The sequence below is a fragment of the Blautia stercoris genome, assembly GCF_054657695.1.
In genome coordinates this window covers 327,442-342,887 of sequence record NZ_BAAHYF010000001.1, presented here as the reverse complement: position 1 = coordinate 342,887, position 15,446 = coordinate 327,442, and the positions used below count along the sequence as shown (strand labels likewise).

Sequence of the window (15,446 nt, the reverse complement as noted above, 5' to 3'; positions counted from 1 at the left end):
TTGGGAAAAATGATAAAAAGGTGTTTGAATGCAGATAAGCATTCCCCCGCTTTAAGTGCGCGCAGTACTAAGCGGCGGCTGAGGGGGGATGCTTATGTCAGTGGGAGTTGAAAACTCTCACTGACAGATTGCGAAGCGACTGCGTTCATGAGCAAGTAGCGAAGCGGATTGCGAATGTCCGCTTTACTAGAAGCAGGAGTCTTATTGACTGAGATAGAAAACACAGAAAAAAATCGGAGAGTGAAAACGTGTGGTAATTAAACGTGGTGATATTTTTTATGCAGATTTAAGGCCCGTGGTGGGAAGTGAACAGGGTGGTGTCCGCCCTGTATTGATTATACAAAACGATGTGGGAAATAAGCATAGTCCGACTGTGATTTGTGCTGCTATTACATCAAAAATGAATAAGGCAAAACTGCCGACGCATATTGAGATTGATGCTTCTTCCTATGCGATAGTAAAAGATTCGGTAATTTTGCTGGAGCAGCTTCGTACAATCGATAAAAGAAGATTAAAAGACAAGGTTTGTCATTTGGATGCAGAGATTTTACAGAAAGTCAACCATGCCCTGTGTGTGAGTCTGGAGCTGCCTACATAGTGAAAAAATCTTGACGTGAGAAAAGGAAAATGGTATCTTATTGTAGAATAGCTCTGTGAAAAAAGGGCAATCTGAGACAAGAAAGAGGGAATAGAGAAATTTTATGGACGACGGGAGTAGTCCTTTATGGACAGGAATCGTTTTGATTTTATTTGTTATCATAAACGGAATTTTGTATGGATTTGGTTCCGCCATACAGAAGGTAAGTGAAAGTGAAATTGAAAAAAAGGCACAGGAAGGTGATGAAAAATCACAGTGGCTTTTAAGTGTGATTGATTCACCGGCACGAGTGATTAATACAACCTTAATATCGAGTGTTTTTTTTGCTGTATTATCCGGTTATGTTGGAATTCACAAAATTGTGCCGGCACTTGAAGATGTGCTGAGAAATATTGATTTTTTTGCTTCTATGTCAAAGAAGGTACAGGCTGTTTTGTGTGCGGCTTTCGTATTATTTGTTATGGTGGGGATACTAGTGGCAATTGGAATGATTTCTTTTAAGAAAGTTTCCGTAAAAGAGCCTATGAAGTGGGTTTATCGAACAGAGAAAACAGTTAAACTGCTTATTACATTATTTACACCACTTACGTTTTTTACGATTAAACTGTCAAATGGGTGCGTCCGATTATTTGGAATTGACCCACATAAATCAGAAGAAGATGTGACAGAAGAAGAAATTATTTCGATTGTGGATGATGCGCATGAACAGGGTGTGATTGAAGAAAGTGAAGCAGAAATGATTCAAAATATCATAGAGTTTTCTGATAAAGAGGCGCAGGATATTATGACACATCGAAAGAACATTAATGCGATTGATGAAAAAACGCCGTTAAAAGAGGCATTGACGCTTATGTTAAACGGCAGTAATTCAAGATATCCGGTTTATCGGGATGATATTGATGATATTATTGGAATTTTGCATTTGAAAGATGCAATGAAAGAGATGATGTTTGAGAATCATGCCGAAGAAACAGTTGGAAGAATTCCGAACCTGATTCGGGATGCTTCTTACATTCCGGAAACTCGAAGTATTAATGATTTATTTAAGCGCATGCAGGCAAAGAAACTTCACATGGCAATCGTTGTAGATGAATATGGCCAAACATCCGGTATTGTAACAATGGAAGATATCTTAGAAGAAATTGTAGGAAATATTTTAGATGAATATGATGAAGATGACCATTTTATTATTGAGCAGTTAGATAATACATATCTTATGAAAGGTTTAACTCCACTTGAAGATGTAGAAGAAACACTTTCGATTGATTTACAGGAAGAAGAGTATGAAACATTAAATGGTTATCTGACCTCTCTTTTGGGACACATTCCGAATATCGATGAAGATAAAGAAATTCGGGCAAACGGTTATCTGTTCACCATTCTTGCGGTGGAAAATAATACAATTCAAAGAGTAAGGGTAGAAAAACTACCTGAAGAAAAAGGAGAAGAGAAATGTCAGGACATTCAAAATTCGCAAACATAAAGCATAAGAAAGAAAAAAATGATGCCAAAAAAGGTAAAATTTTTACTGTAATTGGTCGTGAAATTGTAATCGCTGTAAAAGAGGGTGGTCCAGACCCGAATAACAACAGTAAACTTCGTGATGTAATTGCAAAGGCAAAAGCAAATAACATGCCGAATGATACAATCGACAGAGGAATTAAAAAAGCAGCAGGCGACAGTAACGCAGATAATTACGAAAGAATTACTTACGAAGGATATGGTCCAAGCGGAGTTGCAATTATCGTAGAAACTTTAACAGATAATAAAAACCGTACAGCGGGTAATGTAAGAAGTCATTTCACAAAAGGAAGCGGAAGTATTGGAACACCGGGATGTGTTTCTTTCATGTTCGATAGAAAAGGTCAGATTATCATTGATAAAGAAGAATGTGAAATGGATGCAGATGATTTAATGATGATTGCACTGGATGCCGGAGCTGAAGATTTCTCAGAAGAAGAGGACAGCTTTGAAGTATTGACAGACCCAGATGAATTCAGTGCAGTGCGTGAAGCATTAGAAAAAGAAGGAATCCCGATGATGGAAGCAGAAGTTGCCATGATTCCTCAGACTTATGTAGAGCTGACTGATGAGCAGGATATCAAAAACTTACAGAGAACATTAGATTTATTGGATGATGATGATGATGTTCAGTATGTATGGCACAACTGGGATGAATAATTTTATCTAAAAAAATTACATGATACTAAAATAAAATGCGCATAATACCTCCAGAAATTTAATTTTTGGAGGTATTTTTTTATGTCGGAAACAGAAAAAAAACAAATATCAGAAAAAGAAGAAAATCAAAATGAACAGATAAGAGAGATGGGGCAGATACTGCTTGAAGAAAACAAACAGAATTATCGGATTCATCTGCTAAGTATCATTGGAGAAGTAGAGGGGCATGAGGTATTGTCTGCAAACAGTAAAACGACAAAGTATGAACATGTACTTCCAAAACTTGCTGAAATAGAGAATAGCAGCGAGGTAGATGGAGTTTTAATTCTACTTAATACCGTAGGAGGTGACGTGGAGGCGGGTCTGGCAATTGCCGAGATGGTTGCCTCTATGAGCAAACCAAGTGTTTCTCTGGTTTTAGGAGGTGGTCATTCAATTGGAGTTCCGATGGCAGTTTCAGCAGATTATTCATATATTGTTCCTTCTGCTACTATGATGATTCATCCGGTCAGAAGTAATGGAATGTTTATCGGAGTAATGCAGTCTTATAAAAATATTGAGAAAATTCAGGAACGCATTACGGAATTTGTGGCATCCCATTCTAATATGGGAAAAAATCGAATGGAAGAACTGATGCTGGATACCACACAGCTGGTAAAAGATGTCGGAACAATGCTGGATGGGAAAGAGGCAGTAAAAGAGGGATTGATTGATGAAGTTGGAGGGATTTCGCAGGCATTTTACAAGTTATATGAGCTGATTGAAAAATCGTTGGAGATAAAGTAAGAAAAATAAAAATTATAGAGAGTTTTACATTGTGCGAAAGTAGATTTTATGATAAAATAAATGTTCGATAAAAGAATGTTCCCATTTGTTCAAAAAGAACAGAATGGGAAAATACATAAGATATGAGGTTGTTTTTATGTCATATATACAGGCATTTTTATTGGGAATTGTACAGGGAATTACTGAATTTTTTCCAGTGAGCAGTTCCGGACATTTAGTGATTTTAGAAAATCTTTTTGGAATGAAAATACAGCCATCGGTGTTTTTTCATGTAATTTTACACGTCGGAACGCTGGTGGCGGTTATGTTGGCATTTAATTCTGATATAAAAAGACTGATTCTGGAACTCCTTCGATTGGTCTATGATATTTACTATAACATCAGAACAGGAATTCATAATGGATGGAAACAGAGTGGAAAACGCTATCGAAAGTTAGTTCCCAATAATTACAGGAAGTTTATGCTTTTATTGATTGTGTCTAGTGTTCCGACTTTTATTATTGGAATGCTGTTAGAAGAGTCAGTAAGAGTAGCGTCAGCAAATTTGCTTGCACCGGGAATCGGACTCTTGATTACGGGAGTTTTGTTGTTTATTGCGGATTTCTTTCCAACAGGAAATAAAGTGCCAAAAGAAGTCACTTATCTGGTTGCAGTTATTATAGGTGTTTTTCAGGGGTTCGCAGTGTTACCTGGAATTTCACGTGCAGGGGTGACGATTGTGGCTTGTCTGTTATGTGGCTTGAATCGAAAATTTGCAATCCGTTATTCGTTTTTACTGTCTATACCGGCTGTGATTGGCGCATTGGTGCTTGAAATTGTAAAGCTCAATCCAGGTGAATTCTCAGCAGGAATGGTAGGAATGGGTGTACTGGGCTTCATTGCAGCGGCTGTGACAGGGTGCTTTTGTATTAAAATGATGTTAAAAATTGTAAAAAGAAAGCCATTTCGCCGTTTTAGTGTATATTGTTTCTTTATGGCAGTTCTGACAATTATCTGCAGCTTTGCTTTATAAGAAAAGGCAGTGTAAAAAGGGAGTAATGTAGATGGCAGCATCAAAAAAAGCAAATTTAGGTAAAACAAATTTAGAAAAAACGAATCGAAATAAAACAAGTAAAGCCAATACCGGTACAAATTCAGGCAGAACCAATACACATAAAGGGAATACAGATAAAAGTAGTTTAACAAATAAGAATAAAACGAGGGCAAATAAAACAAGTACGAATAAAGTTCAAAGCGAAAAAAACGGAACAGGCGAGACAAAAAGAGCAGAAAAAAAAGGCATGCCGGTCAGAAAAAACAGAAAAAGTTCTGCAGTTTCCGAGAAAAAAACAGAAACAAAAACGGAATCTCAACTTTATACAGAGATTTTTCTTTGGATTTTAGTTGCAGTTTCTATTTTGTTAATGTTAAGTAATTTTGGAGCTGGAGGCATAATTGGAAGTTACATCAGTAATTTATTTTTTGGATTATTTGGAATTGTAACTTATGTTTTTCCGGTGTTCTTATTCTTTGTGACTGCTTTTATGATTTCAAACAGCAAAAATCCAAGAGCATATCGAAAGATGGTTGGATTTTTGTTGATGTTTGTAGCGGTTTGCGCTTTTATGCAGCTATTGACAGATGGATATTATGAGGGAACGACATTAGAAGAATATTATCGGATATCCGCCTTGTCACAAAGTGGTGGCGGAGTATTGGGCGGAGCGATCTGCAATGTAACGGCGAAAGCATTTGGAGTAGCCGGTACTTATGTGATTTTAGTTGCCTCTGGAATCATTTCTGTGGTACTTGTAACGCAGCAATCTATGTTTGAACTGATGAAAAAAAGCGGAACAAAAATGTACGCAAAGGTAAAATTGGAGCAGGAAAGATGGGAAAAACAAAAGGCAGCTCAGGAGACAGAAAATTCAGATGAACTCCAGCTTCAGCAGCACAAACAGGGAGCGAAGCACTCAAAAATTGCCGATGGAATTACAAAGATGGCAGCACTTTCAAAATCAGCTTTAAAGAAAAAAGAAGAGGAAGAAAAAGAGCCAATAAATTTTGACGATTTACATGAAACAGAAGAAACTGAGTACATTAAAAATATAGAACAAGAAGAAAAAGAGGGATTTACTCCTCAAAATGCATTTCCAATCCACAGAGCCGAGGAAGTGGCATTGTGGGATTTAGAAGAATTGACGATACCAAAGAAAACAGAAAAGAAACAACAGAAAGATAAGGAAAAAGAACCTGAAAAGAAAAAGCTTTCATCTGTAAAAGAAAATCAGCAGATAAAAGTACAACAAAAAGAAGCACCGCCGGCCGTATATGAATTTCCGCCGATTACGTTATTGAAAAAAGGAGTGGGAAATGGTGGTGACTCAGATGACCATTTACGAAATACCGCAAAAAAATTGCAGGAAACTCTGCACACATTTGGTGTAAATGTAACCATTACCAATATCAGCTGTGGACCTACAGTTACGCGTTACGAGGTACAGCCGGAGCTGGGGGTAAAAGTAAGTAAGATTGTAAGCCTTGCAGATGATATCAAGTTAAATCTTGCTGCTACCGATATCCGAATTGAAGCACCGATTCCAGGAAAAGCCGCAATTGGGATTGAAGTACCGAATAAACAAAACAGTGTAGTGATGCTTAGAGACTTAATTCAGTCAGAGGCGTTTGTAAAATCAAAATCCAAGCTGGCATTTGCGGCTGGAAAAGATATTGCAGGAAAACCGGTGATTGCAGATATTGCAAAGATGCCGCATCTTTTGATTGCCGGTGCAACTGGTTCAGGTAAGTCCGTCTGTATTAATACATTAATTATGAGTCTTTTGTATAAAGCTTCTCCGGAAGAAGTAAAACTCATTATGATAGACCCGAAAGTGGTAGAGTTAAGCGTCTATAACGGAATTCCACATCTTTTGATTCCGGTAGTAACAGAGCCGAAGAAAGCAGCAGGTGCGTTAAATTGGGCTGTCGCTCAGATGACGGAACGTTATAATCAATTTGCAGAATACAATGTACGTGACATTAAAGGATATAATGAAAAAATAGAAGTATTAAATGCAAAGAAAATAAATCAGGAGACGGAAAAACTCTTGAAAAAGATGCCGCAAATTGTGGTAATTGTAGACGAGCTGGCTGACCTTATGATGGTTGCCCCGGGAGAGGTGGAAGATGCAATATGCCGTCTGGCACAACTTGCACGTGCAGCAGGGATTCATTTGATTATTGCGACGCAAAGACCATCGGTTAATGTAATTACTGGTTTGATTAAAGCTAACATGCCATCTCGAATTGCATTTTCGGTTTCTTCAGGCGTAGATTCCCGAACGATCATCGACATGAATGGGGCAGAAAAACTGCTTGGTAAGGGTGATATGTTGTTTTACCCTCAGGGATATCAGAAACCGGCACGTGTACAGGGCGCATTTATCAGTGATAAAGAAGTATCAGCAGTTGTAAAATTTCTTTCAGAGCAGACAAATGGACAGTATGACCATGAAATTGAGAAACAGATTAATACTTTGAAAGGAACAAAACAGGAAGAAGCTTCTTTAGAGGCTAATGAGAGAGATGTTTATTTTGCAGATGCAGGTAAATTTATTATAGAAAAGGATAAGGCATCGATAGGAATGCTTCAGCGTGTGTTTAAGATAGGATTTAACCGTGCAGCAAGAATTATGGATCAGTTATGTGAGGCAGGAGTGGTTGGTCAGGAAGAAGGTACAAAGCCAAGAAAGGTTCTTATGTCCATGGAACAATTTGAACAATATATAGAGGAATATCTATAATGGATTTTGGTCTGCATGATTTTATTTTAGTTGAAGATTGAGATAAAATCATGCAGGGCGAGAAAGAAAAGAGGTTGTCTTACATGAAATGTGCAAATTGTGGCACGGAACTAAAAGATGGAACATTATTTTGTCCGGTATGTAAAAGTGAAATACAATGGGTGCCGGAATATCATACATTGGAGACGATTCTGCTTCAAAAACAAATGCGGGAGAAAAATTTGAAAGAAAAAAAACAAAAAAAGGAAGAAGAACTGCGCCAGAAAAAACGTCAGGAAGAAATTCGGAAGAAAAAACGGAGAAAATATCAAATATTCGGAGGGAGTATTGCTGCCTTGATTTTATTGGCAGGTGTGGCAGGTTTTGCAATTAAGCGGAAAGAATATAATTCGTTTGACATGCAGATGGCACAGGCGGAGTCAGAAGTGACAAATAAAAATTATGAATCTGCTTTAAGCTATCTGGAGCGGGCATTGGAATTACAGCCGGACAGTACATCAGCAAAAATTCTGCAGGCAAAAATTTATACAGTAAACGGAGAGGAAGAAAAAGCACTTCCTATTCTTTCATCTGTAATAGAAAAAGAACAGGATAATGTAAGTGCCTATGGAGAACTGTTGAGACTTTATGAAAAACAGAAAGATTATGATTCGATTAAGTCACTTTTAGATGAGTGTGATAATGAAAAAGTGAAATCACGTTACGAAGATTATGTATGTGAAGTACCGGTAATTTCTTTAAATGGTGGAACTTACGAGAAAGAACAGAGGATTGATTTTACTGCCATGAAATATGGAACAAAGGTTTATTATACTTTGGATGGTAGTGAACCAGATAAGACAAATGGAACACGTTATGATTCAGACTATGGAATTGTTTTATCAGAAGAAGGAGAATACACGTTAAAGTATATTGCCTATAATGCTAAGGGAATCCCAAGCGAAAATAAAGAAGAAGTTTATAAGATTGAATTTAAAGCTCCGGATGCACCTAAAATCACACCGGATTCCGGGCAATATGAAAAGGCGACAAAAATTCGAATTGCAGTGCCGAGTGGCTGTACTGCTTATTATGCATTTGATGATACTGTGACGACAGAAAGTACAAGGTACACAGGACCGGTTGAAATGCCAGAGGGTGAACATATTTTTTCCGCAATTTTGGTGAATAAAAATGGAAAAATTAGTTTGACTGCAAGTGAAACGTATGTCTTTTACCAGTGAGAAACTAGTTTTTTTTGTATGTTTGAGGAAAAGTACGATTTTTTAATTGAATTTTGATGAAAATTGGATTATACTGGTTGATAGCAATCATAGCAATAAAATATTCCCTTTTGGGAATTATGAGGAGGACAATATGTACAAGATTCTGAAAGCAGAAAAGCTGAATGAGGTTATTTATCTCATGGTTGTAGAAGCACCACGTGTTGCGCAGCACTGCCAGCCTGGTCAGTTCATTATCGTAAAAAAAGATGATGAGGGTGAAAGAATTCCGCTGACAATCTGTGACTATGACAGAGAAGCAGGAACCATTACAATCGTATTCCAGCCGATTGGAGCTTCTACTACAAAATTTGCACAGATGAAAGAGGGAGATTTCTTTGAAGATTTTGTTGGACCATTAGGATGTCCGTCAGAATTAGTAGAGGAAGATTTAGAAGACCTGAAAAAAGAAAAAATTTTATTTGTTGCCGGCGGTGTAGGAACCGCTCCGGTTTATCCACAGGTAAAATGGCTGCATGAACATGGTATCGATGCCGATGTTATCGTTGGTGCAAAAACAAAAGATTTAATTATTCTTGAAGAAGAAATGAAAGCTGTTGCAGGTAATTTATATATTACAACGGATGATGGTTCTTATGGACGTCATGGTATGGTTACAAAAGTTATTGAAGATTTAGTAGCTGAAGGAAAAACCTATACAAAATGTGTTTCCATCGGACCGATGATTATGATGAAATTCTGTTGCCTTACAACACAGAAGCTTGGAATTCCGACAATCGTATCCATGAACCCGATTATGGTAGATGGTACTGGTATGTGTGGAGCATGTCGTGTAATTGTTGGAGATGAAGTGAAATTCGCATGTGTAGACGGACCGGAATTTGATGGACATCTGATTGACTGGAATCTTGCTATGCAGAGACAGCAGATGTACAAGACAGAAGAAGGACGTGCATTATTAAAACAGCGTGAAGGAGATACTCATCACGGTGGATGCGGAAACTGTGGAGGTGACAAATAATGGGTGACGTATTAAAGAAAGTTCCGGTTAGAGAACAGGACGCAAAAGTAAGAGCAACGAACTTTGAAGAAGTATGTTTAGGATATAATAAGGAAGAAGCAGTAGAAGAAGCAAATCGCTGTCTGACTTGTAAAAATGCAAAATGTGTACAGGGATGTCCTGTAAATATTGATATTCCTGGCTTTGTAAAAGAAGTAAAAGAAGGAAATTTTGAAGAAGCTTATAAAGTAATCGGAAAATCAAGTTCTCTTCCGGCAGTTTGTGGGCGTGTATGTCCGCAGGAAAGCCAGTGTGAAGGAAAATGTATCCGTGGAATCAAAGGTGAAGCAGTTTCCATCGGTAAATTGGAACGTTTTGTTGCTGACTGGGCAAAAGAAAATGGCATCAAACCAGAAGCAGCAGAAGTAAAAAATGGACATAAAATTGCTGTTATCGGTTCCGGTCCTGCTGGTCTTACCTGTGCTGGTGACCTGGCAAAACTTGGCTATGATGTAACAATCTTTGAAGCACTTCATCAGCCGGGCGGAGTTTTAGTTTATGGTATTCCGGAATTTCGTCTTCCAAAAGATAAAGTTGTAAAAGAAGAGATTGAAAACGTAAAATCTCTTGGCGTAAAAATTGAAACAAACGTTATTATCGGTAAATCTACTACAATCGATGAGCTTCTTGAAAAAGAAGGATTTGAAGCTGTATTTATCGGTTCTGGAGCAGGTCTTCCGATGTTTATGGGAATCCCGGGTGAAGTAAGCAACGGTGTATTCTCTGCTAATGAATATCTGACAAGAAGTAACCTGATGAAAGCGTTTCGTGATGACCATGATACACCGATTAAAACTGGTAAGAAAGTTGCTGTTATCGGTGGTGGTAATGTTGCAATGGATGCTGCAAGAACTGCACTTCGTCTGGGTGCAGAAGTACATATTGTATACAGAAGAAGTGAGTCTGAGCTTCCTGCAAGAGCAGAAGAAGTACATCACGCAAAAGAAGAAGGAATCATTTTTGACCTGTTAACAAATCCGGTTGAAATTGTTGCAGACGAAAACGGCTGGGTAAAAGGTATGAAATGTGTTCGCATGGAGCTTGGTGAAGCGGATGCTTCTGGAAGAAGACGTCCGGTTGTAATTCCGGATTCCGAATTTGAAATGGATGTAGACACAGTTATTATGTCTCTGGGAACTTCTCCAAATCCATTGATTTCTTCTACTACAATTGGTCTTGACACAAACAAGAGAAAATGTATTATTGCAGATGAAGAAACAGGAAAAACCACAAAAGAAGGCGTATATGCCGGTGGTGATGCTGTAACAGGTGCAGCTACAGTTATCCTTGCTATGGGTGCAGGTAAAGCAGCTGCGAAAGGCATTGATGAATTCATCAAAGGAAAAGAAAACTAATCAAAAGATGCTAAAAAACCCTTCTGCTGCTTTGGCGGCAGTAGGGTCTTTTTGACTTTATTCAAAACAGATGGAGCAAATATGAAGATTACGCTGATTACAGTTGGAAAGATAAAAGAAAAATATTTAAGAGATGCAATTGGAGAGTACAGTAAACGCTTAAGTAAATATTGTAAATTAGAAATTATTGAAGTGGCAGATGAAAAAACACCGGAACGTGCCAGTGAAGTGGTAGAAGAGTCCATTCGTTCAAAAGAGGGAGAACGGATTTTAAAATATATAAAAGAAGATGCTTATGTAATAACACTTGAAATTGGAGGGAAACAGCTGGCTTCAGAGGAACTGGCTGATAAGATAGAACAGCTTGGAATACAGGGAAAAAGTCAAATTGTTTTTATCATCGGGGGTTCGATTGGGCTTGGAAAAGAGGTATTAAAAAAATCTAATTATGCCTTAAGTTTTTCTAAAATGACTTTTCCCCATCAGTTAATGCGTGTTATTTTGCTCGAACAGATATATCGGAGTTACCGTATTATCAATCGAGAACCCTATCATAAATAATTCTGCTGGCATTTTACGCATTTTGAATCACGACTGCAATGAAAATTAAGAACCAAATCATCTACGCGGGTGCAGGTGGACTTTTTATAAAGCACAGTATGGGTGACATCACTTGCATCGGTAAGACACTTGGTATGATAGATTTTCGTATATTCATTTGAGGTATCTGCAGTGTCTGACATCGTGGGCATCTCCTTTCAAGGTAAGTGATAAATTTATACTTTTATTATAACGGAAAAGAAGCAAAAAGAAAAGAAAGTTGAGGAAAGAAAATGGTAACACACGAACAAATTGAAGAATTTATCTGTCAGTATCCGGTGTATCAGTATGCTTTTTTTAAACCTGAAGAGATTGAATTTTCTTATCGGGTGAGATGGATTTGTGAACAGGAATGTGAGCGTTATAATTCTACCTGGGCATGCCCGCCGGCAGTCGGAAGTGTAGAAGAATGTAAACACAGATGTCTCAAGTATAAAGAATGTTTTTTGTTTTCTACGATTGCAGAAGTATCCGATGTAATTAATTTTGAAGAAACACTTGCAACCAGAGCGGAACACGAAGAGGTAACAGCTGCAATTGAAGCATTTATAAAGTCACAGGGAAGCGAGTGTATGGCATTGTCCACAGAATCCTGCGACATTTGTGATACTTGCGCATATCCAGACGGTCCGTGTCGCTTTCCGGAGAAAATGCATCCTTGTGTGGAAAGTCATGGAATTATTGTAAGTGAGCTGGCTGAAAAGTTTGATATGGAATTTACGTTAAGTCCGAATCAGATTTTGTGGTTTGGGATTTTATTTCTTACATAAAAAATCCGCATAAGAAATTGGTTTTTGCATATTTATATTAATAAGAAGTATGGGATAAACGGTTCATGCGAAAAAAAAGCGTCCCACAGAAACTGGCAGACAAGATGCAGATTCCAAAAGACTTGGCTTATCAGGAGCCAGTGTTAACGATGATTGGACAAAGGGAACTTTGTGTTGAAAATTATAAGTGTATCCGATATTATACGGATAGCTGTATTGTTTTGTTAACAAAGAATGGTAAATTGAAGTTAGAGGGAGACAGACTTTCCATTCAATCGTATGATAATGAAGAAATTAGAATTACCGGAATAATTTTCAGATTAGAATTTATTGGCTAAAAAGAGTTAGATTGCTAAATGGGGAGGACCAGGTGATTTTAGGAAAAAATTTCTGGAAAGGATATCTCAGGATTTGTTTTTGGGGACAAGAATCGGAACGATTTTTAAATTTGTGTGCACATCATAAGATTCAAATTTGTCAGATTGAAAAACACGAGGCGGTTTATTGGGGTTATGTATTGATTTCAGATTTTTATCGGATGGATGAAGTAAGAAGAAAAACAGGAACTAAAATTAAAATTAAAGGAAAATACGGAATACCTTTCTTTTTTTACAGAAATAAAAAAAGAAGGGTATTTTTTGTTGGATTTTTACTGGCACTGATAGCTGTATTTTTATTATCAGAAAGAGTATGGAATATTCATGTGGAGGGAAATGTTCATAATTCAACAGAATCGATTTTAAATTATCTTGAAACACAGGATGTATGGCATGGAATGAGAAGAGACCAGGTAGATTGTGGCTATATTGCAGGGAAGCTTAGAAAAGAATTTCCGGACATTACATGGGTATCAGCGAAATTGACAGGAACGAGACTCATGTTAGAAGTAAAAGAAAATGAAAGCTATCAAAAAGAAAAACAGTTACAAAAAAAAGAAATGCCCTGTGATTTACGTGCACAAAAAGATGGAATTATCTTATCTATGATTGTAAGAAAGGGAAAGGCAAAAAAGAAAATAGGAGAGAATTGTAGTAAGAATGAAATTTTAGTGTCGGGAAAAATTCCAATTATAAATGATAGTCAGGAAGTTATGGGATATCAAACGGTGCAGGCAGATGCAGATATCGAAATTCAATATAAAATGGAATATTATCAGGAGTTTTCGAGAACCTATCAAAAGATAATACCGAGTGGGGAAACAAGGCAGGGTTATATCATTCAGGCAGGAAATTATTATCTTGATACCAGTCGAAACTTAAAAAAGCAGGAATATAATCGGTTGCTGAAACTTCGACAGTTGAAGCTGACAGAAAATTTTAAGCTACCCGTGTTCTATGGAAAAAGTATAGATTATGCAATAGAGAAAAAAGAGAGGATTTATACGAAGAAAGAGGCAGAAAAAAAGGCAGAGCAGACAATTTTACGTGTGCTAGAAACTTTATCACAAAAAGGTATTCAAATATCTGAAAATCATGTTAGAATAGAGGTAAACAAGAACAGCTGTGTGACAAAAGGAAGTTTGATTTTAATTGAAAAGGCGACTTGTCAGACACCGCTGAAGACAGAAAGGAATAACAGCATAGATGAGCAATATAATTGAATCTCGGATGGATTTTCCGGCAGAACATGAAAAAAATGTGTTTGGACAATTCGACGAATATGTAAAAAAAATAGAGCGGGCATTAAATGTTACGATTATTTCAAGAGATGGAAAATTAAAGATTTTAGGAAATGAAACTTCTGCAAATCAAGCACAGAGGGTGATTTCACAGTTGTTAATGCTTTCTAAGAGGGGAAATACGATTACAGAACAGAATGTAGATTATACGCTTTCTCTTACCTTTGAAGAAAAAGAGGGACAGATGGCAGAGATGGACAGAGATTTTATCTGCCACACTATCAATGGTCGTCCGATCAAGCCAAAAACACTGGGACAAAAGTCTTATGTAGATGAAATCCGTAAGAAAATGATAGTATTTGGTGTCGGACCTGCCGGAACCGGAAAAACCTATCTGGCAATTGCAATGGCAGTAACTGCATTTAAAAATGATGAAGTTGGAAAAATTATTTTAACTCGTCCGGCAATTGAAGCAGGTGAAAAACTGGGATTTTTACCAGGGGATTTGCAAAGTAAAATTGATCCATATCTTCGTCCATTGTATGACGCACTGTATCAGATTATGGGACCGGAAAGTTTTGCAAAAAATATGGAAAAAGGTCTGATTGAGGTGGCACCACTTGCATATATGCGAGGTCGAACCTTAGATAATGCCTTTATTATTCTCGATGAAGCACAAAATACAACACCGGCGCAGATGAAAATGTTTTTAACTCGTATTGGTTTTGGTTCAAAAGTAATTGTAACCGGAGATAAGACTCAGAAAGATTTACCGGCAGGGGTACGCTCTGGATTGGATATCGCAATGCAGGTATTGAAAAAGGTAGATGGAATTTCATTTTGCCAGTTGACTAATAAAGACGTGGTACGTCATCCGCTGGTACAAAAGATTGTAGAAGCTTATGATGAGTATGAGAAAAAACAGAAACCTCAAAAAGAAACAAAAGAGATGAAAAGAAAGAGGGAGTGGAAATGACTTTAAATATTGATAAAGAATATTTGGGAGAACTGGGATTTGATTATGAAAAAATTGCAAAAGAAGTAGTGGAAGCAGCACTGGATTTTGAAAAATGCCCTTATGAAGCGGAAGTCAGTCTTGTACTTACGACGGATGAAGAAATACGAAAAACAAATGCTGAGTTTCGTAAAATTGACCGTGTGACAGATGTCCTTTCTTTTCCAATGCTTGACTTTGATACTCCTGGAGATTTTTCCTTTTTGGAAGAAGAGGAAGATGCATTTCATCCGGATACCGGAGAATTGATTTTAGGAGATATTATGATTGCAGTCGGAAGAATGAGAGAACAGGCAGAAACTTATGGACATGGGGAAGTAAGAGAGTATGCTTTCTTAATTGCACACAGTATGCTGCATCTAATGGGATATGACCATATGGAGCCAAATGAAGCGGCTGTTATGGAAAAGAAACAGGAAGAAATCTTAGAAGAACTTGGAATTCTCCGTAAATAAAAA

Annotated in this window: 16 protein-coding genes; 15 read left to right on the top strand and 1 reads right to left on the bottom strand. The window is 37.4% G+C overall.

Features of this window, described 5'->3' with window-relative positions; translation table 11 throughout:
* Positions 1-250 precede the first annotated feature (250 nt).
* The 10 genes from ACYQ2D_RS01750 to rlmH all read left to right on the top strand — a co-directional run bounded on the left by ACYQ2D_RS01750 (position 251) and on the right by rlmH (position 11,546).
* The gene (locus ACYQ2D_RS01750) at positions 251-598 is read left to right on the top strand and encodes a type II toxin-antitoxin system PemK/MazF family toxin (protein ID WP_022304395.1); all 348 of its coding nucleotides are present in this window, start codon (positions 251-253) and stop codon (positions 596-598) included.
* A gap of 103 nt (positions 599-701) precedes the next feature.
* Positions 702-2,081 (top strand): hemolysin family protein, encoded by a 1,380-nt coding sequence (locus ACYQ2D_RS01745; RefSeq protein WP_372554438.1) that lies wholly within the window; start codon positions 702-704, stop codon positions 2,079-2,081.
* Positions 2,051-2,779 carry a YebC/PmpR family DNA-binding transcriptional regulator gene (locus tag ACYQ2D_RS01740; RefSeq protein ID WP_022304393.1) on the top strand — a complete coding sequence of 243 codons (729 nt, stop codon included), beginning with the start codon at positions 2,051-2,053 and terminating at the stop codon, positions 2,777-2,779. The genes ACYQ2D_RS01745 and ACYQ2D_RS01740 overlap by 31 nt, the downstream gene beginning before the upstream one ends.
* Positions 2,780-2,860: 81 nt before the next feature.
* The gene (locus ACYQ2D_RS01735; protein WP_459784475.1) at positions 2,861-3,565 is read left to right on the top strand and encodes a ClpP family protease; all 705 of its coding nucleotides are present in this window, start codon (positions 2,861-2,863) and stop codon (positions 3,563-3,565) included.
* 136 nt (positions 3,566-3,701) lie between these two features.
* Positions 3,702-4,577, top strand: a complete 876-nt coding sequence (locus ACYQ2D_RS01730) for an undecaprenyl-diphosphate phosphatase (protein ID WP_117455635.1) — start codon at positions 3,702-3,704, stop codon at positions 4,575-4,577.
* Positions 4,578-4,845: 268 nt separating this feature from the next.
* Positions 4,846-7,347, top strand: coding sequence for a DNA translocase FtsK (locus ACYQ2D_RS01725; protein ID WP_459785294.1), 2,502 nt, complete (start codon positions 4,846-4,848; stop codon positions 7,345-7,347).
* An 83-nt stretch (positions 7,348-7,430) separates the two neighbouring features.
* Positions 7,431-8,570: a chitobiase/beta-hexosaminidase C-terminal domain-containing protein gene (locus ACYQ2D_RS01720; RefSeq protein ID WP_117455637.1), complete on the top strand. Its 1,140-nt coding sequence runs from the start codon at positions 7,431-7,433 to the stop codon at positions 8,568-8,570.
* Positions 8,571-8,703: 133 nt separating this feature from the next.
* Positions 8,704-9,591, top strand: coding sequence for a sulfide/dihydroorotate dehydrogenase-like FAD/NAD-binding protein (locus ACYQ2D_RS01715; RefSeq protein ID WP_022304388.1), 888 nt, complete (start codon positions 8,704-8,706; stop codon positions 9,589-9,591).
* Positions 9,591-10,985 carry an NADPH-dependent glutamate synthase gene (gene gltA, locus ACYQ2D_RS01710; protein ID WP_459784474.1) on the top strand — a complete coding sequence of 465 codons (1,395 nt, stop codon included), beginning with the start codon at positions 9,591-9,593 and terminating at the stop codon, positions 10,983-10,985. Before ACYQ2D_RS01715 ends, gltA begins: the two co-directional genes overlap by 1 nt.
* Positions 10,986-11,066: 81 nt before the next feature.
* Entirely contained in the window at positions 11,067-11,546 is a 480-nt protein-coding gene (rlmH, locus tag ACYQ2D_RS01705) for a 23S rRNA (pseudouridine(1915)-N(3))-methyltransferase RlmH (RefSeq protein WP_022304386.1), read from the top strand.
* Here the strand turns inward: rlmH and ACYQ2D_RS01700 are convergent.
* The gene (locus ACYQ2D_RS01700; RefSeq protein WP_117455641.1) at positions 11,537-11,728 is read right to left on the bottom strand and encodes a hypothetical protein; all 192 of its coding nucleotides are present in this window, start codon (positions 11,726-11,728) and stop codon (positions 11,537-11,539) included. The genes rlmH and ACYQ2D_RS01700 overlap by 10 nt on opposite strands.
* Before the next feature lie 90 nt (positions 11,729-11,818).
* On the opposite strand from ACYQ2D_RS01700, the gene ACYQ2D_RS01695 reads away from it, so the two are divergent.
* The 5 genes from ACYQ2D_RS01695 (at position 11,819) to ybeY (ending at position 15,443) form a co-directional block, all read left to right on the top strand.
* Positions 11,819-12,355, top strand: a complete 537-nt coding sequence (locus tag ACYQ2D_RS01695) for a DUF2284 domain-containing protein (RefSeq protein WP_459784473.1) — start codon at positions 11,819-11,821, stop codon at positions 12,353-12,355.
* Positions 12,356-12,420: 65 nt separating this feature from the next.
* Entirely contained in the window at positions 12,421-12,693 is a 273-nt protein-coding gene (locus ACYQ2D_RS01690; protein ID WP_022304383.1) for a YabP/YqfC family sporulation protein, read from the top strand.
* A gap of 32 nt (positions 12,694-12,725) precedes the next feature.
* Complete coding sequence (locus ACYQ2D_RS01685; RefSeq protein ID WP_459784472.1) at positions 12,726-13,955, top strand: sporulation protein YqfD; 1,230 nt, start codon at positions 12,726-12,728, stop codon at positions 13,953-13,955.
* A complete protein-coding gene (locus ACYQ2D_RS01680) occupies positions 13,939-14,949 on the top strand; it encodes a PhoH family protein (protein WP_022304381.1) in 1,011 nt (336 codons plus the stop codon). The genes ACYQ2D_RS01685 and ACYQ2D_RS01680 overlap by 17 nt, the downstream gene beginning before the upstream one ends.
* Positions 14,946-15,443, top strand: coding sequence for an rRNA maturation RNase YbeY (gene ybeY / locus ACYQ2D_RS01675; protein WP_022304380.1), 498 nt, complete (start codon positions 14,946-14,948; stop codon positions 15,441-15,443). The genes ACYQ2D_RS01680 and ybeY overlap by 4 nt, the downstream gene beginning before the upstream one ends.
* The last annotated feature ends 3 nt before the right edge of the window (positions 15,444-15,446 follow it).